The organism is Streptomyces cavernicola (assembly GCF_029968035.1).
Classification (GTDB): Bacteria; Actinomycetota; Actinomycetes; order Streptomycetales; family Streptomycetaceae; genus Streptomyces; species Streptomyces cavernicola.
The window spans coordinates 19,996-41,992 of sequence record NZ_JASCIQ010000047.1; the positions used below are offsets into that span (position 1 = coordinate 19,996).

A 21,997-nucleotide genomic window follows, 5' to 3' on the forward strand; every position below is an offset into this window, starting at 1 on the left:
TCAGGCCCCCTTGGCCGCGGTACGGACCAGGACGAGGCCGCCGTTCGGACCAGGAACCGCGCCCTTGATGAGCAGCAGGCCCTTCTCCGCGTCAACGGCGTGGACGGTCAGGTTCTGGGTGGTGACCCGCTCGTTGCCCATGCGACCGGCCATCCGCATGCCCTTGAAGACACGACCGGGGGTGGCGCAGCCACCGATGGAACCGGGCATACGGTGCACACGGTGGGCACCGTGGGAAGACTTGCCGCCCTTGAAGTTGTGACGCTTCATGACACCGGCGAAGCCCTTGCCCTTGGTCTTGCCCGTGACGTCAACCTTGACGCCGGACTCGAAGACCTCGGCAGTGATCTCCTGGCCGAGCGTGTACTCGCTGGCGTCGGAGGTACGGAGCTCCACCAGGTGGCGGCGCGGGGTCACGTCGGCCTTGGCGAAGTGGCCCTTGAGGGGCTTGTTCACCTTGCGAGGGTCGATCTCGCCGAAGGCGATCTGGACCGACTCGTAGCCGTCGGTGTCGTTCGTACGGACCTGGGTCACGACGTTCGGGCCGGCCTTGACGACGGTGACGGGGACAACGCGGTTGTTGTCGTCCCACACCTGAGTCATGCCGAGCTTCTCGCCCAGGATGCCCTTGATCTGCTTAGCCATCTCTCAGATCACCGGCCCTCAGAGCTTGATCTCGATGTCGACACCGGCCGGGAGGTCGAGTCGCATCAGGGAGTCAACGGTCTTCGGCGTCGGGTCGAGGATGTCGATCAGGCGCTTGTGCGTGCGCATCTCGAAGTGCTCGCGCGAGTCCTTGTACTTGTGCGGCGACTTGATGACGCAGTACACGTTCTTCTCGGTAGGCAGCGGCACCGGGCCCGCGACCGACGCACCAGTACGCGTCACCGTCTCGACGATCTTCTTCGCCGAGGAGTCGATGACCTCGTGGTCGTAGGCCTTGAGCCGGATGCGGATCTTCTGTCCCGCCATGGCTACTTAGTAGTCCTTTGTCTCGAAACGCTCTGGCTCCTGGGGGCCCTGTTTCACACTTCCTCCGACCCACGCGGTCGGGCGTGTCGCGGTCCCGCTGACAGAGATATCCGTACGGATTTCCCTGCTACAGGAACCGCGGCCCAAGGCCGCAAGAGCTGGGGGAAGAAACCCACCAGGTGCCTGGCTGGGGTCCCGCGCTGAGCTTCCCGGAAGATTCCCGTACGTCCGTCCCAGCGCTGCCTCGAGGGCAGTTGGGGCGACGAGTACTGTGGGACTCGCTTCCGGTCCTCCCGGCGGGAGGCGCACAGCATCGGCACTCAACCGAGCAACCTGGACAGTGTGCCATATGGGTCGCACCGGACGCCAATCGGGGCCCGGAAGCGTACCCCTCGAAGAGGTCTTGTCAAACCCGGCTCCCCACCGAACAGTTGAGAAAACGGCCGAAGCCCCCGTACGCAACTCGCGTACGGGGGCTTCGACTTGAGCTGTAGCTCGAAGGAGCTACCAGGTCAGAGCGTCAAATTACTTGACGATCTTGGTGACCTGGCCGGCGCCGACGGTCCGGCCACCCTCACGGATGGCGAACTTGAGGCCCTCCTCCATGGCGACGGGCTGGATGAGCTCCACCTTCATCTCGGTGTTGTCACCCGGCATGACCATCTCGGTGCCCTCGGGGAGGGTCACGACGCCGGTCACGTCCGTCGTACGGAAGTAGAACTGCGGGCGGTAGTTGTTGAAGAAGGGGGTGTGACGGCCACCCTCGTCCTTCGACAGGATGTACGCCTGGGCCTCGAACTCGGTGTGCGGGGTGACCGAGCCCGGCTTGATGATGACCTGGCCGCGCTCGACGTCCTCGCGCTTGATGCCGCGGAGGAGCAGACCGACGTTCTCACCGGCCTGGCCCTCGTCGAGGAGCTTCCGGAACATCTCGATGCCGGTGACCGTGGTGGTGGTCTTCTCGGTCTTGATGCCGATGATGTCGACGGTCTCGTTGACCTTGAGGACACCACGCTCGATACGACCGGTGACGACGGTGCCACGACCGGTGATCGTGAAGACGTCCTCGATCGGCATGAGGAACGGCTTGTCGACGTCGCGCTCCGGCTCCGGGATGGCGGTGTCGACGGCGTTCATGAGCTCGAGGACGGAGTTGCCCCACTCCTTGTCGCCCTCGAGGGCCTTCAGAGCCGAGACCTTGACGACCGGAACGTCGTCGCCCGGGAACTCGTACTCGGAGAGGAGCTCACGGACCTCGAGCTCGACGAGCTCCAGGATCTCCTCGTCGTCCACCATGTCGGCCTTGTTCAGGGCGACGACGATGTACGGAACGCCGACCTGGCGGGCCAGGAGCACGTGCTCCTTGGTCTGCGGCATCGGGCCGTCGGTGGCGGCGACCACGAGGATGGCGCCGTCCATCTGCGCGGCACCCGTGATCATGTTCTTGATGTAGTCCGCGTGACCCGGGCAGTCGACGTGGGCGTAGTGACGCGCCTCGGTCTGGTACTCGACGTGCGCGATGGAGATGGTGATACCGCGCTGGCGCTCCTCAGGAGCCTTGTCGATCTGGTCGAAGGCCGAGGCCTCGTTCAGGTCCGGGTACGCGTCGTGCAGCACCTTGGTAATGGCGGCCGTGAGGGTCGTCTTACCGTGGTCAATGTGACCGATGGTGCCGATGTTGACGTGCGGCTTAGTCCGCTCGAACTTCGCCTTCGCCACTGGGTCCTCCTGTGGAGTGGTTCTGGTACGCCTTACTCATCGGCGCCAGGTGATCTTTGCTGGGATGCCGGGGCCCGGGGCACTCCGTCACGGAATCGGACGGAATGCCCCAGCAGGCTCCGGTGACAAGCCTAAAGCGTGAACTCGGGTGAGTTACTCGCCCTTGGCCTTCGCGATGATCTCCTCGGCGACGTTCCGGGGAACCTCGGCGTAGGAGTCGAACTGCATCGAGTAGCTTGCGCGACCCGAGGTCTTGCTGCGGAGGTCGCCGACGTAGCCGAACATCTCCGAGAGCGGCACGAGGCCCTTCACGACGCGGGCGCCGGCGCGCTCCTCCATGGCCTGGATGTTGCCACGGCGGGAGTTGATGTCGCCGATGACCTCGCCCATGTAGTCCTCGGGCGTGGTGACCTCGACGGCCATCATCGGCTCGAGCAGCACGGGGCTGGCCTTGCGCGCGGCCTCCTTGAACGCCTGCGAACCGGCGATCTTGAAGGCGAGCTCGGAGGAGTCGACCTCGTGGTAGGCGCCGTCGATGAGCGTGACGCGAACGCCCGTCATCTCGTAGCCCGCCAGGATGCCGAACTGCATGGCCTCCTGCGCACCCGCGTCCACCGAGGGGATGTACTCCTTGGGGATGCGGCCACCGGTGACCTTGTTGACGAACTCGTACGACGAGTCGCCGCCCTCGATGGGCTCGATCGCGATCTGGACCTTCGCGAACTGACCGGTACCACCGGTCTGCTTCTTGTGCGTGAAGTCCACGCGCTCGACGGCCTTGCGGATCGTCTCGCGGTACGCGACCTGCGGCTTGCCGACGTTGGCCTCGACCTTGAACTCCCGCTTCATGCGGTCGACAAGGACGTCGAGGTGGAGCTCGCCCATACCACCGATGATGGTCTGGCCGGTCTCCTCGTCCGAGTGCACCTGGAAGGAGGGGTCCTCCTCCGCGAGACGCTGGATGGCGACACCCAGCTTCTCCTGGTCACCCTTGGACTTGGGCTCGATGGCGACCTGAATGACCGGCGCCGGGAAGTCCATGGACTCCAGGATGACCGGGTTCTTGTCGTCGGACAGCGTCTCACCGGTGGTGGTCTGCTTCAGGCCCATGACGGCGACGATGTCGCCGGCGCCCACCGAGTCGATCTCCTCACGCTTGTTCGCGTGCATGCGGTAGATCTTGCCGATGCGCTCCTTCTTGCCCTTGACGGAGTTCAGCACCGCGGTGCCGGCCTCCAGGCGACCCGAGTAGACCCGGATGAAGGTGAGCTTGCCGAGGTGCGGGTCGCTCGCGATCTTGAACGCGAGGGCCGACAGCGGCTCGGACTCGGCCGGCTTGCGCTCGATGACCTTCTCCGCGTCCTTGGGGTCGTGGCCCTCGATGGCCTCGACGTCCAGGGGGGAGGGCAGGTAGCGCACGACGGCGTCGAGCAGGGGCTGAACGCCCTTGTTCTTGAACGCGGTACCGCAGAACACCGGGGTGACGGTGGTGCCGGAGCCCTTGCCGGAGGCGATGGTGATGCGACGGATCGCCGCGTACAGCTGCTCCTCGGTGGGCTCGGTGCCCTCGAGGTACAGCTCCATCATCTCTTCGTCGTTCTCGGCGACGGTCTCGAGGAGCTTGCCGCGCCACTCGTCGGCGGCCTCGGTGTGCGTGGCCGGGATGTCGACGGTGTCGTAGGCCTCGCCCTTGGCGGCCTCGGCCGACCAGACGTACGCCTTCATGGTGACGAGGTCGACGACGCCCTGGAAGTCGGCCTCTGCACCGATGGGCAGCTGCATGACGATCGGGGTCGCACCCAGGCGGTCGACGATCATGTCGACGCAGCGGTGGAACTCGGCACCCGTACGGTCGAGCTTGTTGACGAAGCAGATACGCGGAACGCCGTAGCGGTCCGCCTGACGCCAAACGGTCTCGGACTGGGGCTCGACGCCGGCCACACCGTCGAACACGGTCACAGCACCGTCGAGAACACGCAGGGAGCGCTCCACCTCAACGGTGAAGTCGACGTGCCCAGGGGTGTCGATGATGTTGATCGTGTGGTCGACGTTCTCGAGCGGCCAGTGACAGGTGGTGGCAGCGGAGGTGATGGTGATACCACGCTCCTGCTCCTGCTCCATCCAGTCCATCGTGGCAGCGCCGTCGTGGACCTCACCGATCTTGTACGAGACGCCGGTGTAGAACAGGATCCGCTCGGTGGTGGTCGTCTTGCCCGCGTCGATGTGGGCCATGATGCCGATGTTGCGCACCTTGGCCAGGTCAAGCGAAGTGGTAGCCATAAGGCTTCAGTCTTCTCTCGGTCTCGATGTGGGTTGCGACTACCAGCGGTAGTGCGCGAAGGCCTTGTTGGACTCGGCCATCTTGTGCGTGTCCTCGCGCTTCTTCACGGCTGCGCCGAGGCCGTTGGAGGCGTCGAGCAGCTCGTTCATCAGACGCTCGGTCATCGTCTTCTCGCGGCGAGCGCGCGAGTAGCCGACGAGCCAGCGGAGCGCGAGGGTGTTGGCGCGGCCGGGCTTGACCTCGATCGGCACCTGGTAGGTCGCGCCACCGACACGGCGGGACTTGACCTCGAGGGTGGGCTTGATGTTCTCAAGCGCACGCTTCAGGGTGATGATCGGGTCGTTGCCGGTCTTGTCGCGCAGACCCTCCATGGCGCCGTACACGATGCGCTCGGCGGTGGAGCGCTTGCCGTTCAGCAGCACCTTGTTGATGAGCGACGTCACCAGAGGAGAACCGTAGACCGGGTCGATGATGACCGGGCGCTTCGGGGCGGGGCCCTTACGAGGCATTCTTACTTCTCCTTCTTGGCGCCGTAGCGGCTGCGGGCCTGCTTGCGGTTCTTGACCGCCTGGGTGTCGAGCGCACCACGGATGATCTTGTAGCGAACACCCGGCAGGTCCTTCACACGACCGCCACGCACGAGCACGATGGAGTGCTCCTGCAGGTTGTGCCCCTCACCCGGGATGTAGGCCGTGACCTCGATGCCCGAGGTCAGACGCACACGCGCGACCTTCCGCAGCGCCGAGTTCGGCTTCTTGGGGGTGGTGGTGAACACACGCGTGCAGACGCCACGACGCTGAGGCGAAGCCTCAAGGGCCGGGGTCTTCGTCTTTTCGACCTTGTCCTGCCGGCCCTTACGGACCAGCTGCTGGATCGTAGGCACTACTTCTCCGGTTTCTGTGTGCCGTATGAGTAAAGCTAACCTGGAACTTTGCCGACCCACGCGGTCGGGTGTGTCGAATCCCGCAGACTCCTGCCGTAAGGCGAGAGGGGCACGGATTGCGGTGGCCGTTCACGACGTCCCTTGCGGTTGAGGACACGCACGGGAGCCAGGGCACACCCCAGGCACAAGGTCTGAGCGTACCTACCTCATGGATCTGGGTCAAAACAAATGCGATGGGCCGGGACACGCCGGAAACCCTTCCGGTCCTGCGGAGTCGCGGTCCGGACACGTCGGCCGATTCTCGCCCGTTTCCCGCATGCCCCCGTCAAGTACGTTGAGTGATCGCCGAGTGACGGATTCGGCACCTAGGACACGGGGGCGGCAATGGCCGAGGCGCGTACCCATGCGTGGGACGACGACGGTTTCGACGACCGGGTGCCGTTCCTCGCGCGCCTGGAGAAGGACGACCGCGTCGCCCTGCTCGCGATCGGCCGCCCCCCTGAAGTACCGGGCCCGCGACGTCCTCATGCACCAGGACGAGCCCTCCACCCACGTACTGCTGCTCCTGCACGGCTGGACCAAGGTCACGGCCCTTGCCGCCAACGGGTACGAGGCGCTGCTCGCGCTGCGCGGTCCCGGCGACATCATCGGCGAGGGCGCCGCGCTCAGCGGCCGGCACCGCTCGGCCACCGTGACGGCGCTCGAACCCGTCGAGGCCGTCGCCATCGACCAGCACCGGTTCACCGCGTTCCTGTCCGGCAACGCCCCGGTCGCGCTGCAGCTCCTCGGGCTCGCCACGGACCGGCAGCGCTCGACCGACCGGCGCCGCCTGGAATGGGCGGCCCTGAGCGTGCGGGAGCGGCTGGCCGTGCTGCTCCTCGAACTGGTCCGTACGCACGGCAACCGCACCGCGGAGGGCATCGAGCTCGGCATCGGCCTGAGCCAGCAGGAGTTCGCCGGCTCGGTCGGGTCGTCCCGGGAGGCGGTGGCGCGGCTGCTCAAGGAGTTGCGGGCCCGCAAGGTCGTCGCGACCCGGCGGCGGCGCATCGTCGTCCTCCGTACTGATGTGCTGCGGCGCATCATCGGCGAGGGCTCCGCCTGACGGCACATCAGCGTTCCGCTGTCTGTGCACACGGTCACAGACCGTCCGTGTCATCGGCCCTCTGCCGCTCGTCCGCGTCCGGCCATCGTGCTGAGCAACGACGGAGCGAGCGAGAGGCACCCCATGACCGACCCCGTGTACCGCACGATCCTGCTCTTCGACATCGAGCAGTACGGCTCCCGCGACGACGTGGAACAGGCGTACTTGCGACGCATCCTGTACGACGTGGTCGACGGCACCCTGGCCGCGGCCGCCGTGGACGAGACCGCCCGGATGCGGGCGGACCGCGGTGACTCCGTGATGGAGCTGATCGACACCCGGGTCTCCGTGTCGACGCTGGTGAAGTCCCTCCTGACGGAGGCGCCCGCGCAGCTCCACAGCAAGAACCGGCTGCTCGCGACCGGCGCGCAGATGCGGCTCCGGATCGTGCTCTCGTCCGGCTACGTCGCCGTCGACGACCTCGGCGGCTGGGTCGGCTCGGACCTCAACCACGCCGTACGGCTGCTGAACTCCGACCCCCTGCGCGAGGCGCTCAAGCAGCGCGGCGAGGACAGCGTGCTGTGCGTGTCCGAGGCGGTCTACCAGGGCGTCGTCCGCCACGGCCCCCTCGGCGTACGAGCGGAGGACTTCCGCCCGGTGCCGGTGGAAACGAAGGAGGGGCCGACGGTGGCTTGGGTGCACGGGTTGCCCGACCCGGACCTGCAGAAGCCCGCCGAGCCTGCTGACCCCTCCGCCCTCACCGAGGCCTCCGAGCCCTCCGACTCCTCCGGGCCTGCCGTGCCGGGTGCTCAGGCCGCGCCGGGTGCCCCCGCCGGGCAGGGCGGGCCCTTGATCAACGGCGGTCAGTACGGCATCGCCGGGGGCGACAACCGCGGTGACCTGACCTTCAACTTCGGCGAGCGCGGCAACGGCGGGCGGGCGTGAACCCGGCGGAGGGGGCCGGCGGCAAGGCGGAGGGCGAGGGCGCGCAGGACGGCGAGCAGCGGAAGAAGGAGGGCGAGGCCGAGGGCCAGGAACCCCACCGGCAGCCGGCGTGGGCCGCGCGCCGGGACCTCCTCGCCCACGGCCCCGACATCGTCTCGACGCTGGTCGGCCGCGACCAGTTCGGCCAGAGCGGCGGCACCCACTACGGCAACACGATCATCAACCTCGGCAGCCCCGGAGAGGGGTCGCGCGGGCCGATCCCCGCTTCCGGGCCGATCCCCGCGTCGGAGGTCCGGACCCTGCTCCAGACCTTCCGCGGATGCCCGAGCTTCGACGAGGCGCGGGAGCGGCTGTCGACGGCCAGGGTCGTGTTCCTGTCCGGCGGGCGGGACACCGGTCGCCGGACGGCCGCCCTGATGCTGCTGCACCGGCTGGGCGTCGGGCGGATGCGCGCCATCGCCGAGGACACCCCCTTCGCGGCCCTGCCCGACCAGTTCGACGCCCCGGGCGGATATCTGTTGTCCAACCTGCCCGTCAGCCGGAAGAGCCCGCTCCTCCTGCCCCAACTACTCGTACTGCAGGAGAAGTTGGAGCGCGCCGACGCCCACCTGGTCGTCACCGTCGAGCCCTCGGCGCCCTTGGGCGAGATCCCGTTCGTACGGTGGGAGCCGCCCTCCACCGAGGAGATGCTGCAGGCCCATGTGACGCACGAGGTCGGCTCGGCCGCCTGGGCCGAGCTGTGCGGGCTGCCCGCGGCGAAGGAGTTCCTGGACCGGAGCCATCGGCCGGACGAGATAAGGGAGTTCGCCGAGCGGCTCGTCGCGTACCACCGCGGTGAGATCGGCGAAGGGACGCTCGCCGCCTACGGGCAGACCGCGGTGGCCGCGCAGGTCACGCGCTGGCTCACCGACCCGCAGGCCGAACTGCGCGAGAAGGCCTTCCTGATCTCCCTCGCCGTGTTCGACAAGTCGCCCTACGCGGTGACCGCCGAGCTCAGCGACGCTCTCTTCGTACGGCTGCAGAAGACCGACGACCCCGAAGTCCCGCGCCGGGTGCCCGTCTTCGGCAGTTCGCGGGAGGAGCGGCTCCAGCTGGCCCGCGCCCACGGGTACGTCACCGCGGAGGTCACCGAGTGGGGGCCGCTGGACGGCAAGTTCTGCGCGTCCTTCCTGGACGAGCGGACGCCGGGGCTCCTGCTCGACGAGGTGTGGAACCTGCACCCGTCCGCCCGCGTCGATGTCGCGGCATGGCTCCGCGAGCTGGCCGAGGACCGGCGCCCCCTGGTCCGCACCCGGGCCGCGTCGGCGGCCGCGCAGCTGGCCACCGCCGACCTCTCGGCCGCCATGGCCCACCTCATCGAACCGTGGGCGGACGACCGCGACCCCAACTCCTGGCTCACCGCCGCCAACGCGCTCACCATGACCCAGCTCCTCGCGACCCCCGAGGACCGGACCGTGCTGCGGATCCTGCACGAGTGGTGCACCGGTGGGGCGGAGCGCCGCCGCTGGACCGCGATCCGCGCCTTCGGTCTGCTGGGGCCGCTGTTCCACGAGGAGGCGCTCACGGCGCTGCTGGATGCGATTCGCGCGCAGCCGGGGGCCGCCGACGACGAGCCCGAGGAGGAGAGCGACCGACCGCAGGCCCAGGCCCGGAAGAAGACCCGGCAGAAGGCCCGGCAGAAGGTCAGCGAGGCGGACCAGCAGTTCGCCGACGCCCTGGAGCTCCTGCTCCTCTCCGTGGGGCAACCCGTGCTGGGAAAGCTTGCGGCGCTTCTCCCGAGCGCCCGACGCGTACGCGCCCACGCGGTGCCCGCCTTCCTCCAGGCCTGCGGTCAGTCGGACGAGGGCAGCGGCCGGCCCACCGTTCTGGACTGGTACGCGCACGCCGTCGAGAGCGGGGACACCGCCACGGCCGACGACCTGATCGCGTTCTGGCGTTCGGCGCTCGCGGACCGCCGGGCGACCACGGACGCGCTCGCCGTCCTGCGCCGCTGGGTCCTCGCGGCCGGCCGCGACCCGGAATCCGCCTCCGAGCCCGCCCTCGCCGCGCTGTTCGGGGAACTCGCACGCAGCCTCCCCGACCGTCGGCGCATCACGCATCTGCTGCGTACGACGCGTGCCGCGGAGCGGGAGCACGCACCGGTCGCCGCGCGGCTGCTCGCGCAGATCGACGCTCCCTGACCGTTCGCGCCGCACCACCACCCGCCCTCAAGGAGGCCCCGATGGATCTCTTCGGCCCACCGTCCGAACCTCCCGTACGAGCCCGGCCCGGGTCGGCCGGGGCCGCGCCCGAGTCACTGTCCGACGGCCTGCTCGATCTGCTCGACGAGGAGGACGAGCTGCGCCCGCACCACCCGGGCCGGGGCCAGGTCTCTCAACTCCCGCCCGCGGAAGGGCAGTCGGACCCCGACCCCGTACGCGCCGTGTGGCAGCTCCCCCGCTTCGGCCTGGGCGGCCGCCGTTACGTCGGGCGCGTCGACCACGCCCTGGTCTTCGTCACCCGCAACGGCTCGTACGAGACCTACCTGCCGCCGCACCGGCCCACGACGCTGCGCAGGTACGCCGCCCTGTACGAGGTGAACACGGACCCGCACTCCTTCCCCTTGCGGGTGCCGCTGCCGAGCGACGAGGACAGCTTCGAGTTCGAGGTCGGCGTGGACGTGACGTGGCGCGTCGTCGACCCCGAGGCGTTCGTACGGAGCCAGGAGCGCGACGTCCCCGGCCTGCTCACCCGGCGCCTCCTCCCCCTCATGCGGCGGACGAGCCGCGCGTACGCCATCGATGCGAGCGCCGCCGCCGAGGTGGCCGTCCAGCAGACCCTGGATGCCGCCGAGGCGGTGGGCGAGGCCGAAGGGCTCCGCGTCTCCTGCTCCGTACGGCTGCGGCGGGACGCGGCGGAGCGGCACCACCAGAGCCGGCTGCGGACCGCGCGGCACGAGGCGGAGGCGGCGACTCCGGAGCACCAGGCGTGGCAGCGCCGCGATCAGCAGGAGGTCGAGCGCAGGACCGCCCGCCTCGACTTCTACGAGCGCCAGCTGGCCAAGGGCGGCACCGCCGCGCTCGCCCTGCACCTGGCGATCCACCCCCAGGACACCAGTACGGTCCTGGACCGCCTCAAGGCGGATCAGTCGGAGCTGCTCCTGGCCCAACTCGACCTGATCAAGGCGGCGTTGGACAACGAACGGCTGGAGGAGCACCAGCTCGACGAGCCGCACGAACTGATCGCCGCACGCATGACCGCCATCCTGCGGGCGACCAGCAGGACCACGGACTCCGACGGCCCCGAGCACCCCGAACTGCCCTCCCCGGACCGCCTCTCCAAGGACCACCTCTCCAAGAACCGCCCCCACCCCCCGGAGTCCGCCACATGACCGCCGCGCCGCCCCGACCGAGCCGGCCCGCGGCACCCGAAGCCGCCCAGTCCCGCGCGGGCGCACGCCTCCTCGCCGACCTCCGCGTCGAGCTGGCCAGGGCCGACACCAAGGCCACCGTCCTCGTCGGCGTGCTCGGCATCACCGCCGCCGCGCTCGGCACCCTGCTGACCAGCCGAGGCTCGACCCTCACCAGGCTCTCCGCCCCGGCCGCCCTGCTGTGGTGGACCGGCGGAGCCGCCCTGATCGCGGCGCTCCTGGCCCTGCTGCTCGCCGTCGTCCCGCGGCACAGCCGGCACGCCTGGGCCCCCGGCCGCCCGCTCACCTACTTCGGCGACATCCACCGCGCCACCCGGTCCGGCTGCCTCAGCACCGCCCTGCACCAGACCGACGGCGAGCCGCACCAGGCGCTGCTCCTCGCCCTCGCCGAGACCAGCCGCATCGCCGCCCGCAAGAACTTCTGGATACGCGCCGGACTCACCGCGTTCGGCAGCGCCTCGGTCCTGCTCCCTGCGGCCCTGCTCATCGACTGACGGCTCATCGCCTGACCGCCTGTCGTCTGACCGCTTGTCGCCTGACCGCTCCCCGCCGCGCGAACGACCGGCCCCGCTCCCCCACGTACGCACCCCGGAGGAACCCCATGTCCGTGCCGCACGCCCCCGAAGAACCGGAGAAACCGAGCCCGCAGAAGGGAGAGGCCCAGCAGAGGAAGGCCTCCCCGAAGAAGGGCGCCCCGCCCGGGAAGCGAGCACCGTCGAGGGAGGCGGCGTCGAAAGAGGCGGTGTCGGCCCCGACCTTCAAGGGGCTGTCGAGCATCCCGCCGCCCCGCGTCCCGTCCGACGGGAAGACCCCGCCGCCCTCCCTCGACGAGAAGTCGGCGGAGGACCCGCTCGGGCCCGAACTGGCCCGTGCCGTACGCGAGGCCCAGTCCCTGCAGGACCTCCTCGACGCCTGGCCGACCGGCACCCCGACCGCCGACCGCCCCCGGAGAACCCGCCGCGACACCCCCACGCCCCACCCGCCGACCACCCCGCCCGAACCGGAACCCGCCCACGCCCGGAACGACCCGCACAACCCGCAACACCCACACGACCCACGCAACTCCCGCGACCCGCACACCCCGCAAGACGGCACCGACCACACCCACCACCCCGGCCGAGTCCACCTGGCCGCACCCCGCAGAGGCCTCGACGCGACCGCCCTCGGCCGCCTCGCCCTGCACGTACCGCAGCTCCTGGTCAGCCTCGCCCTCGTCGGCGTGGCCGCCCGGTTCGTGGACGGGTTCGGCGGCCCGCCCTGGTGGCTGCCGCTCGGCGTCTGGGCCCTCAGCGGCGCCCTCGTCCGCCACCGCGCCTGCGAAAACGCCCTGGCCAGGCGGCTGTTCGGGCTGCGTCTGCCCACCCCCGGCGAGACCCGGGCGCTGCAGCACGCCTGGCGCGAGGTCGCCGCCCGCGCGGGCGTGAACCCGCGCGCGTACCAGCTCTGGGTCGAGGAAAGCGGCGACGTCAACGCGTCCGTGGCGGTCGGCCGCACCGTCACCGTCACGAGCCGAGCCCTCGAACTGCCGGCCGCCCGACTCTCCGCGGTCCTCGCGCACGAACTCGGACACCACGTCCGCGGCCACACCCGGGCCGCCCTCCTGATCCGCTGGTACGCCCTGCCGGCCCGGCTGCTCCGGCACCCGATGCGACAGCTCGCCGAGCGCCTCAAGGGCCCCACTTGGAGTGCGCGGCTGCTGATCGGCGCCCTGGCGGCCATCGTCCTGACCCTGCTCGCGACCGCGACGTACGGCCTGGTGCTCCTCCCCTTCGTCACCCCGTACCTGACCGCCGCCGTCTCCCGTCGCGCCGAGCTGCGCGCCGACGAGCACGCGGCGAGCCTCGGCTTCGCCGAGCAACTCAGCGCCGTACTGCACGAAGAGACGCGCCCTCACCCACACCAGCAGCTACGGAAATCCGACAGTGCCTACGAGAAGAGAGCCGGCGGGAAGAAAGCCGAACGGAAGAAGGCAGTCCGCGCGCGACTGCTCGACCCGCACCCCGACCCCCACACCCGCCTGCACCACCTCCACCACCGCCAGGCCGGAACCCCCAGTCACGCCCCCTGAGGAACGCCGAAGGGCGGCCACCCCCAGGGGGTGACCGCCCTTCAACTCAAGCAACTAGCTCACTGGTTGTACGGACCGTAGTCGTAGTCCTCCAGCGGAACCGCCTGGCCGGAGCCCGTGCCGAACGGCGAGTAGTCGATGTCGTCGTAGCCGACGGCCGAGTACATCGCGGCCTTGGCCTCCTCGGTCGGCTCGACCCGGATGTTGCGGTAGCGGGACAGACCCGTACCGGCCGGGATGAGCTTACCGATGATGACGTTCTCCTTGAGGCCGATGAGGCTGTCGGACTTGGCGTTGATCGCCGCATCCGTCAGGACTCGGGTCGTCTCCTGGAAGGAGGCGGCCGACAGCCAGGATTCCGTCGCCAGCGAGGCCTTGGTGATACCCATCAGCTGCGGACGACCGGAGGCCGGGTGACCGCCCTCCTGGACCACACGACGGTTCTCGTGCTCGAACTTCGAGCGCTCGACCAGCTCGCCGGGCAGCAGCTCGGCGTCGCCGGACTCGATGATCGTCACGCGGCGCAGCATCTGCCGGATGATGATCTCGATGTGCTTGTCGTGGATCGACACACCCTGCGAGTTGTAGACCTTCTGGACCTCGCCGACCAGGTGGACCTGGACCGCGCGCTGACCGAGGATCCGCAGCACGTCGTGCGGGTTGGTGGCACCCACGGTGAGCTTCTGGCCCACCTCGACGTGGTCGCCCTCGGCCACCTGGAGCCGGGCGCGCTTCGAGATCGGGAACGCCGTCTCGTCGCTGCCGTCGTCCGGGGTGACGATGATCTTCTTGGTCTTCTCGGTCTCCTCGATGCGGACCCGGCCCGCGGCCTCGGAGATCGGGGCGACACCCTTCGGCGTACGAGCCTCGAAGAGCTCGACGACACGGGGCAGACCCTGGGTGATGTCGTCACCGGCCACACCACCGGTGTGGAAGGTACGCATCGTCAGCTGCGTGCCGGGCTCACCGATGGACTGGGCGGCGATGATGCCGACCGCCTCACCGATGTCGACCAGCTTGCCGGTGGCGAGCGAACGGCCGTAGCAGTACGCACACGTGCCGACCGCGGACTCACAGGTCAGGACCGAGCGGGTCTTGACCTCCTCCACACCGTGCGCGACCAGGGCGTCGATGAGCACGTCACCGAGGTCGACGTTGGCCGGCGCGATGACCTTGCCGTCGATGACGACGTCCTCGGCCAGCATGCGGGCGTACACCGAGGTCTCGACGTCGTCCGTCTTGCGGAGCACGCCGTCCTCGCCCTTGACGGCGATCCGCAGCTTCAGACCGCGGTCGGTGCCACAGTCCTCCTCGCGGATGATGACGTCCTGCGAGACGTCCACCAGACGACGGGTCAGGTAACCGGAGTCGGCGGTACGAAGGGCGGTGTCCGCCAGACCCTTACGGGCACCGTGCGTGGAGATGAAGTACTCCAGTACGGAGAGACCCTCACGGAACGACGCCTTGATCGGACGCGGGATGGTCTCGTTCTTGGCGTTGGACACCAGACCACGCATACCGGCGATCTGACGCATCTGCATCATGTTTCCGCGAGCACCCGAGTTCACCATCATGTAGATGGGGTTGGTCTTCGGGAAGTTCGCGTTCATCGCCTCGGCGACCTCGTTGGTCGCGCGGGTCCAGATGGTGATGAGCTCGTTGGTGCGCTCGTCCTTGGTGATCAGACCGCGCTCGTACTGCTTCTGGACCTTCTCGTCCTGCGCCTCGTAGCCCGCGACGATCTCCTTCTTCGCCGCCGGGACGACGACGTCGGAGATGGCCACGGTGACACCGGAACGGGTCGCCCAGTAGAAGCCGGCCGCCTTCAGGTTGTCGAGCGTCGCCGCCACGATGACCTTGGGGTAGCGCTCCGCCAGGTCGTTGACGATCTCGGAGAGCTGCTTCTTGCCCACCGAGTAGTCGACGAAGGGGTAGTCCTCGGGCAGCAGCTCGTTGAAGAGCGCGCGGCCCAGGGTCGTACGCAGCCGGAAGCTGTCGCCCGTCTGGTACTCGGGCTCGCCCTCCTCGACGGCCGGCGGGGTCCAGCCGCGCGGCGGAATGGTGCCCACCGGGAAGCGGATGTCGACCTTCGCCTGCAGCGACAGCTCACGGGCGTCGAACGCCATGATCGCCTCGGCCGTGGAGCCGAAGGACCGGCCCTCACCGATGACCTTGCGCTCTTCCTCGTCGGTCGTGAGGAAGAACAGACCGAGCACCATGTCCTGGGTCGGCATGGTGACCGGACGGCCGTCGGCCGGCTTGAGGATGTTGTTCGAGGACAGCATCAGGATGCGGGCCTCGGCCTGCGCCTCCGCGGAGAGCGGCAGGTGGACGGCCATCTGGTCACCGTCGAAGTCCGCGTTGAACGCGGTGCAGACGAGCGGGTGGATCTGAATGGCCTTGCCCTCGACCAGCTGCGGCTCGAAGGCCTGGATGCCGAGGCGGTGCAGGGTGGGAGCACGGTTCAGGAGAACCGGGTGCTCGGCGATGACCTCTTCGAGGACGTCGTACACGACCGTGCGGCCGCGCTCCACCATGCGCTTGGCGCTCTTGATGTTCTGCGCGTGGTTCAGGTCGACCAGGCGCTTCATCACGAACGGCTTGAAGAGCTCCAGGGCCATGGCCTTCGGCAGACCGCACTGGTGCAGCTTCAGCTGCGGGCCGACGACGATGACGGAACGCGCGGAGTAGTCCACACGCTTACCGAGCAGGTTCTGACGGAAACGACCCTGCTTACCCTTCAGCATGTCGCTGAGGGACTTCAGCGGGCGGTTACCCGGACCGGTCACCGGGCGACCACGACGACCGTTGTCGAAGAGGGCGTCAACAGCCTCCTGAAGCATGCGCTTCTCGTTGTTCACGATGATCTCGGGCGCACCGAGGTCGAGCAGGCGCTTCAGACGGTTGTTGCGGTTGATCACACGGCGGTACAGGTCGTTCAGGTCGGAGGTCGCGAAGCGGCCACCGTCCAGCTGCACCATCGGACGCAGGTCCGGCGGGATGACCGGCACGCAGTCGAGCACCATGCCCTTGGGGCTGTTGCTGGTCTGCAGGAACGCGGAGACGACCTTGAGGCGCTTGAGCGCACGGGTCTTCTTCTGGCCCTTGCCGGTACGGATGATCTCGCGGAGGCGCTCGGCCTCCTCGTCCAGGTCGAAGGACTCCAGGCGCTTCTGCAGGGCAGCGGCGCCCATCGAGCCGTCGAAGTACGTGCCGAAGCGGTCACGCAGCTCGCGGTAGAGCAGCTCGTCGCCCTCGAGGTCCTGGACCTTGAGGTTCTTGAAGCGGTTCCACACCTCGTCGAGACGGTCGATCTCGCGCTGGGCGCGGTCGCGCAGCTGCTTCATCTCGCGCTCGGCGCCCTCGCGCACCTTGCGGCGCACATCGGCCTTGGCACCCTCGGCCTCAAGCTCGGCCAGGTCGGTCTCAAGCTTCTTGGCGCGGGCCTCCAGGTCGGAGTCGCGACGGTTCTCGATCTGCTGACGCTCGACGGAGACATGCGCCTCCAGGGACGGCAGGTCGCGGGTACGACGCTCCTCGTCCACGAACGTGATCATGTACGCGGCGAAGTAGATGACCTTCTCAAGGTCCTTCGGCGCCAGGTCGAGCAGGTAACCGAGGCGCGACGGAACGCCCTTGAAGTACCAGATGTGGGTGACGGGAGCGGCCAGCTCGATGTGGCCCATCCGCTCACGACGCACCTTGGCGCGAGTGACCTCGACACCACAGCGCTCACAGATGATGCCCTTGAACCGGACGCGCTTGTACTTGCCGCAGTAGCACTCCCAGTCCCGGGTCGGACCGAAGATCTTCTCGCAGAAGAGTCCGTCCTTTTCGGGCTTCAGGGTGCGGTAGTTGATGGTCTCCGGCTTCTTGACCTCGCCGTGCGACCACTGTCGGATGTCGTCCGCGGTGGCAAGGCCGATCCGCAGCTCGTCGAAGAAGTTGACGTCGAGCACTTTGTCGTCAATCCCTCTTTCGGGGTTGTGCCCCTCGCGTTAGCGAGAAATAAGGCGCTTCATCATGGTCTGTACGGGTCCGGGGCAGGGCCGGGGCCTCAGGTCGAGGCCCCGACCAGACCCGTCAGACCTCTTCGACGCTGCTCGGCTCGCGCCGGGACAGGTCGATACCGAGCTCCTCCGCGGCGCGGAAGACGTCCTCATCCGTGTCGCGCATCTCGATGGACATACCGTCAGAGGACAGCACCTCCACGTTCAGGCAGAGCGACTGCATCTCCTTGATGAGCACCTTGAAGGACTCGGGGATGCCGGGCTCGGGGATGTTCTCGCCCTTGACGATGGCCTCGTAGACCTTCACGCGGCCGGTGACGTCGTCGGACTTGATCGTCAGCAGCTCCTGGAGGGCGTAAGCGGCGCCGTAAGCCTCGAGCGCCCACACCTCCATCTCACCGAAGCGCTGACCACCGAACTGAGCCTTACCACCCAGCGGCTGCTGGGTGATCATGCTGTACGGACCGGTCGAGCGCGCGTGCAGCTTGTCGTCGACCAGGTGGTGCAGCTTCAGGATGTACATGTAGCCGACGGAGATCGGGTCCGGGAACGGCTCGCCGGAGCGACCGTCGAACAGCCGGGCCTTGCCGGACGGGAGGACCATGCGGTCGCCGTCGCGGTTCGGGATGGTGTTCTCGATCAGACCCGCCAGCTCGTCCTCACGCGCACCGTCGAACACCGGGGTGGCGACGTTCGTACGCGGGGCGACCTGGTCGGCGCCGATGGCCTGCAGGCGCTGCGCCCACTCGTCCCCGAGGCCGGAGACGTCCCAGCCCTGACTGGCGAGCCAGCCGAGGTGGATCTCCAGGACCTGTCCCGGGTTCATTCGGGACGGGACACCGAGCGGGTTGAGGATGATGTCGACCGGGGTGCCGTCCTCCAGGAACGGCATGTCCTCGATCGGCAGGATCTTCGAGATGACGCCCTTGTTGCCGTGACGGCCGGCGAGCTTGTCACCGTCGGTGATCTTGCGCTTCTGCGCCACGTACACGCGAACCAGCTGGTTCACGCCCGGGGGCAGCTCGTCGCCCTCTTCGCGGTCGAAGACGCGGACGCCGATGACCTTGCCGGTCTCGCCGTGCGGCACCTTGAGCGAGGTGTCGCGGACCTCACGGGCCTTCTCACCGAAGATCGCGCGGAGCAGGCGCTCCTCCGGCGTCAGCTCGGTCTCACCCTTGGGCGTGACCTTGCCGACGAGGATGTCGCCGGCGACGACCTCGGCACCGATCCGGATGATGCCGCGCTCGTCGAGGTCGGCGAGGACCTCCTCGGAGACGTTCGGGATGTCCCGGGTGATCTCCTCCGGACCGAGCTTGGTGTCACGGGCGTCGACCTCGTGCTCCTCGATGTGGATCGAGGAGAGGACGTCGTCCTGCACGAGGCGCTGCGACAGGATGATCGCGTCCTCGTAGTTGTGACCCTCCCACGGCATGAACGCCACGAGCAGGTTCTTGCCGAGGGCCATCTCGCCCTCTTCGGTCGCCGGACCGTCGGCCAGGACCTGGCCCTCGATCACACGGGCGCCCTCGTCGACGACGACCTTCTGGTTGACCGACGTGCCCTGGTTCGACCGCGAGAACTTCGCGATGCGGTACGTGGTGTACGTGCCGTCGTCGTTCGTGACGGTGACGTAGTCCGCGGAGACCTCCTGGACCACACCCGGCTTCTCGGCCTTGATCACGTCACCGGCGTCGACCGCGCAGCGGTACTCCATGCCGGTGCCGACGAGGGGGGCCTCGGCGGTGATCAGCGGCACGGCCTGACGCATCATGTTCGCGCCCATGAGGGCACGGTTGGCGTCGTCGTGCTCGAGGAAGGGGATCATGGCGGTCGCGACGGACACCATCTGGCGCGGCGAGACGTCCATGTAGTCGACGTCCGTGCCCGGCACATAGTCGACCTCGCCGCCACGACGGCGGACCAGGACGCGGGCCTCGGCGAAGTTGAGCTCCTCCGTCAGCGGCGCGTTGGCCTGCGCGATGACGAAGCGGTCCTCCTCGTCGGCGGTCAGGTAGTCGACGTCGTCGGTGACCTGGCCCTCGATGACCTTGCGGTACGGCGTCTCGACGAAGCCGAACGCGTTGACGCGGCCGTACGAGGCGAGCGAACCGATCAGACCGATGTTCGGGCCTTCAGGGGTCTCGATCGGGCACATGCGGCCGTAGTGAGACGGGTGCACGTCTCGGACCTCGAAGCCGGCCCGCTCACGGGACAGACCACCCGGACCGAGCGCCGAAAGACGGCGCTTGTGGGTGAGACCCGAAAGCGGGTTGTTCTGGTCCATGAACTGCGACAGCTGGCTGGTGCCGAAGAACTCCTTGATGGAGGCGACGACCGGCCGGATGTTGATCAGCGTCTGCGGCGTGATCGCCTCGACGTCCTGAGTCGTCATACGCTCACGGACGACGCGCTCCATACGAGCCAGACCCGTGCGGACCTGGTTCTGGATGAGCTCGCCGACGTTGCGCAGACGACGGTTGCCGAAGTGGTCGATGTCGTCGGTCTCGACGACGATCGAGGCGCCGCTGTCGCCGACCGTCTCGGTCTCGCCGGCGTGCAGCTTCACCAGGTACTTGATCGTCGAGATGATGTCCTCGACGGTCAGGATGCCCGCGTCGAGCGGAGCGTCCGCACCCAGCTTCTTGTTGACCTTGTAGCGGCCGACCTTCGCGAGGTCGTAGCGCTTCGGGTTGAAGTAGAGGTTCTCGAGCAGCGTCTGCGCGGCCTCACGGGTCGGCGGCTCGCCCGGACGCAGCTTGCGGTAGATGTCGAGCAGCGCGTCGTCCTGGCCCTGGGTGTGGTCCTTCTCCAGGGTGGCGCGCATGGACTCGTACTCGCCGAACTCCTCGAGGATCTGCTCGGTGGTCCAGCCGAGAGCCTTCAGAAGGACGGTGACGGACTGCTTGCGCTTGCGGTCGACGCGGACGCCGACCATGTCGCGCTTGTCGATCTCCATCTCCAGCCAGGCACCCCGGGACGGGATGATCTTGGCCGAGAAGATGTCCTTGTCGGACGTCTTGTCGATGGAGGAGTCGAAGTACACACCCGGCGAACGAACGAGCTGCGACACGACGACACGCTCGGTGCCGTTGATGCAGAAGGTGCCCTTGTTCGTCATGAGCGGGAAGTCGCCCATGAAGACCGTCTGGGACTTGATCTCGCCGGTCTCGTTGTTGGTGAACTCAGCGGTGACGAAGAGCGGCGCCGCGTACGTGAAGTCGCGCTCCTTGCACTCGTCGATGGAGTTCTTCGGGGGCTCGAAACGGTGGTCGCGGAAGGTCAGCGACATCGACCCGGAGAAGTCCTCGATCGGGGAGATCTCCTCGAAGATCTCCTCCAGACCGGACTTGGTGGGGACGTCCTGACCGGACTCCAGAGCCGCCTCGACCCGACTCTGCCAGGCGGTGTTGCCGAGCAGCCAGTCGAAGCTCTCGGTCTGCAGCGCGAGCAGGTTCGGAACCTCGAGGGGCTCCTTGATCTTTGCAAAGGAGATGCGCAGCGGGGCGGTGCTGGCGCCGTTGTTCGTATTGGCAGTCGAGGCGTTGCGCGAGGCGGCCAAGAGGGGGTCCTTCCGAGGGCTCGGACTCACTACGCGCGTACCGGTCCCATACCGAGCTCCGAATGAGAAATCCCAGGTCAGGGAGGTTCAATCGACTCTGCTCAGGTGCGGGCATGCCCCTGGTGACGGGCAGGAGGCAGCTAACAGGCAGCGCAAAGGGTCAGTGTAGCCACTCGGCCCACTGATGTCCAGAGCGGGTTTTTATTGAGACCCACGAACACCTCAGAGTCCTACTGTTGTCGGCTCCAGCGACAGACCCCTCGTCGCTGGGCGCATATCCACACTGCCCTGTTCGCCATCGATCCATGCCTCGGATTCGGATCGATGTGACGACGCGTCCTGAGAATTGCGCGCTGCGTGCGGTTCGTCAAGGCCCCCCTGCCCAAACCGGGCTGCCGCGAACGTCACCACGGGGGCACCGGAGGCACAACGAAGATCACCATACTCGGCCATGTCCTCAGTGCAAGGCAGCCGTCACGGGAACGCCGAAGGGCGACCACCCACATGGGTGATCGCCCTTCAGTGTGTGCGCGTTACAGCGCACGAGCCTTGCGGCTCGAAAGAGTCAGCAGACTCGCGAGGTCACTTGACCTCGACGGAGGCGCCGGCGCCCTCGAGGGCCTCCTTGGCCTTGTCCGCGGCGTCCTTGGCGACCTTCTCGAGGACCGGCTTCGGGGTGCCGTCGACGAGGTCCTTGGCCTCCTTCAGACCCAGCGAGGTCAGCTCACGCACGACCTTGATGACCTGGATCTTCTTGTCGCCGGCACCGGTGAGGATGACGTCGAACTCGTCCTTCTCCTCCTCGGCGGCGGCAGCGGCGCCACCAGCGGCACCACCGGCGACGACGACCGGCGCGGCAGCGGCGGCGGTGACGTCGAACTTCTCCTCGAAGGCCTTCACGAACTCGGAGAGCTCGATGAGGGTCATCTCCTCGAACTGCGCGAGCAGGTCTTCCTGGCTGAGCTTCGCCATGATGGCGGTCCTTCCACTAATTCGGCTGGTGCCGGATGTACATGTGAGGCGGGCGTACGTTCGGGCCCGCTGCGGCCACCACGCCTAGGCGTGCCTAG

Annotated in this window: 14 protein-coding genes and 1 pseudogene; 6 read left to right on the forward strand and 9 right to left on the reverse strand. The window is 68.1% G+C overall.

Annotated elements, in window-relative coordinates:
• The 6 genes from rplC to rpsL form a co-directional block, all read right to left on the reverse strand.
• The gene (rplC, locus tag QIS96_RS32440; RefSeq protein ID WP_282535565.1) at window positions 1-645 is read right to left on the reverse strand and encodes a 50S ribosomal protein L3; all 645 of its coding nucleotides are present in this window, start codon (window positions 643-645) and stop codon (window positions 1-3) included.
• A gap of 18 nt (window positions 646-663) precedes the next feature.
• Window positions 664-972, reverse strand: coding sequence for a 30S ribosomal protein S10 (rpsJ, locus tag QIS96_RS32445; protein WP_003948644.1), 309 nt, complete (start codon window positions 970-972; stop codon window positions 664-666).
• 525 nt (window positions 973-1,497) lie between these two features.
• Window positions 1,498-2,691 carry an elongation factor Tu gene (gene tuf, locus QIS96_RS32450; protein WP_282546410.1) on the reverse strand — a complete coding sequence of 398 codons (1,194 nt, stop codon included), beginning with the start codon at window positions 2,689-2,691 and terminating at the stop codon, window positions 1,498-1,500.
• 153 nt (window positions 2,692-2,844) lie between these two features.
• Window positions 2,845-4,971: an elongation factor G gene (gene fusA, locus QIS96_RS32455; RefSeq protein WP_282546411.1), complete on the reverse strand. Its 2,127-nt coding sequence runs from the start codon at window positions 4,969-4,971 to the stop codon at window positions 2,845-2,847.
• Between the two features lie 39 nt (window positions 4,972-5,010).
• Window positions 5,011-5,481 (reverse strand): 30S ribosomal protein S7, encoded by a 471-nt coding sequence (gene rpsG, locus QIS96_RS32460; protein ID WP_282511190.1) that lies wholly within the window; start codon window positions 5,479-5,481, stop codon window positions 5,011-5,013.
• Window positions 5,482-5,483: 2 nt separating this feature from the next.
• A complete protein-coding gene (gene rpsL, locus QIS96_RS32465) occupies window positions 5,484-5,855 on the reverse strand; it encodes a 30S ribosomal protein S12 (protein WP_007265893.1) in 372 nt (123 codons plus the stop codon).
• A gap of 384 nt (window positions 5,856-6,239) precedes the next feature.
• Between rpsL and QIS96_RS32470 the strand changes: the two are divergent.
• From QIS96_RS32470 to QIS96_RS32495, 6 genes and pseudogenes are all read left to right on the forward strand, one after another.
• A pseudogene (locus tag QIS96_RS32470) lies at window positions 6,240-6,957 on the forward strand (Crp/Fnr family transcriptional regulator).
• Window positions 6,958-7,080: 123 nt separating this feature from the next.
• Window positions 7,081-7,881 carry a hypothetical protein gene (locus QIS96_RS32475; protein ID WP_282546412.1) on the forward strand — a complete coding sequence of 267 codons (801 nt, stop codon included), beginning with the start codon at window positions 7,081-7,083 and terminating at the stop codon, window positions 7,879-7,881.
• Window positions 7,878-10,061, forward strand: a complete 2,184-nt coding sequence (locus tag QIS96_RS32480; protein WP_282546413.1) for a hypothetical protein — start codon at window positions 7,878-7,880, stop codon at window positions 10,059-10,061. Before QIS96_RS32475 ends, QIS96_RS32480 begins: the two co-directional genes overlap by 4 nt.
• Before the next feature lie 41 nt (window positions 10,062-10,102).
• The gene (locus QIS96_RS32485; RefSeq protein WP_282546414.1) at window positions 10,103-11,251 is read left to right on the forward strand and encodes a hypothetical protein; all 1,149 of its coding nucleotides are present in this window, start codon (window positions 10,103-10,105) and stop codon (window positions 11,249-11,251) included.
• The gene (locus QIS96_RS32490) at window positions 11,248-11,784 is read left to right on the forward strand and encodes a Pycsar system effector family protein (protein WP_282546415.1); all 537 of its coding nucleotides are present in this window, start codon (window positions 11,248-11,250) and stop codon (window positions 11,782-11,784) included. The genes QIS96_RS32485 and QIS96_RS32490 overlap by 4 nt, the downstream gene beginning before the upstream one ends.
• 107 nt (window positions 11,785-11,891) lie before the next feature.
• Window positions 11,892-13,358 (forward strand): M48 family metalloprotease, encoded by a 1,467-nt coding sequence (locus tag QIS96_RS32495; protein WP_282546416.1) that lies wholly within the window; start codon window positions 11,892-11,894, stop codon window positions 13,356-13,358.
• Between the two features lie 59 nt (window positions 13,359-13,417).
• Here QIS96_RS32495 and QIS96_RS32500 read toward each other — a convergent pair whose 3' ends face one another.
• From QIS96_RS32500 to rplL, 3 genes are all read right to left on the reverse strand, one after another.
• Window positions 13,418-17,317 carry a DNA-directed RNA polymerase subunit beta' gene (locus QIS96_RS32500; RefSeq protein ID WP_282546417.1) on the reverse strand — a complete coding sequence of 1,300 codons (3,900 nt, stop codon included), beginning with the start codon at window positions 17,315-17,317 and terminating at the stop codon, window positions 13,418-13,420.
• Between the two features lie 124 nt (window positions 17,318-17,441).
• Window positions 17,442-20,927 (reverse strand): DNA-directed RNA polymerase subunit beta, encoded by a 3,486-nt coding sequence (gene rpoB / locus QIS96_RS32505; RefSeq protein ID WP_282546418.1) that lies wholly within the window; start codon window positions 20,925-20,927, stop codon window positions 17,442-17,444.
• A gap of 582 nt (window positions 20,928-21,509) precedes the next feature.
• Window positions 21,510-21,899, reverse strand: a complete 390-nt coding sequence (rplL, locus tag QIS96_RS32510; protein ID WP_282546419.1) for a 50S ribosomal protein L7/L12 — start codon at window positions 21,897-21,899, stop codon at window positions 21,510-21,512.
• Between the last annotated feature and the right edge of the window lie 98 nt (window positions 21,900-21,997).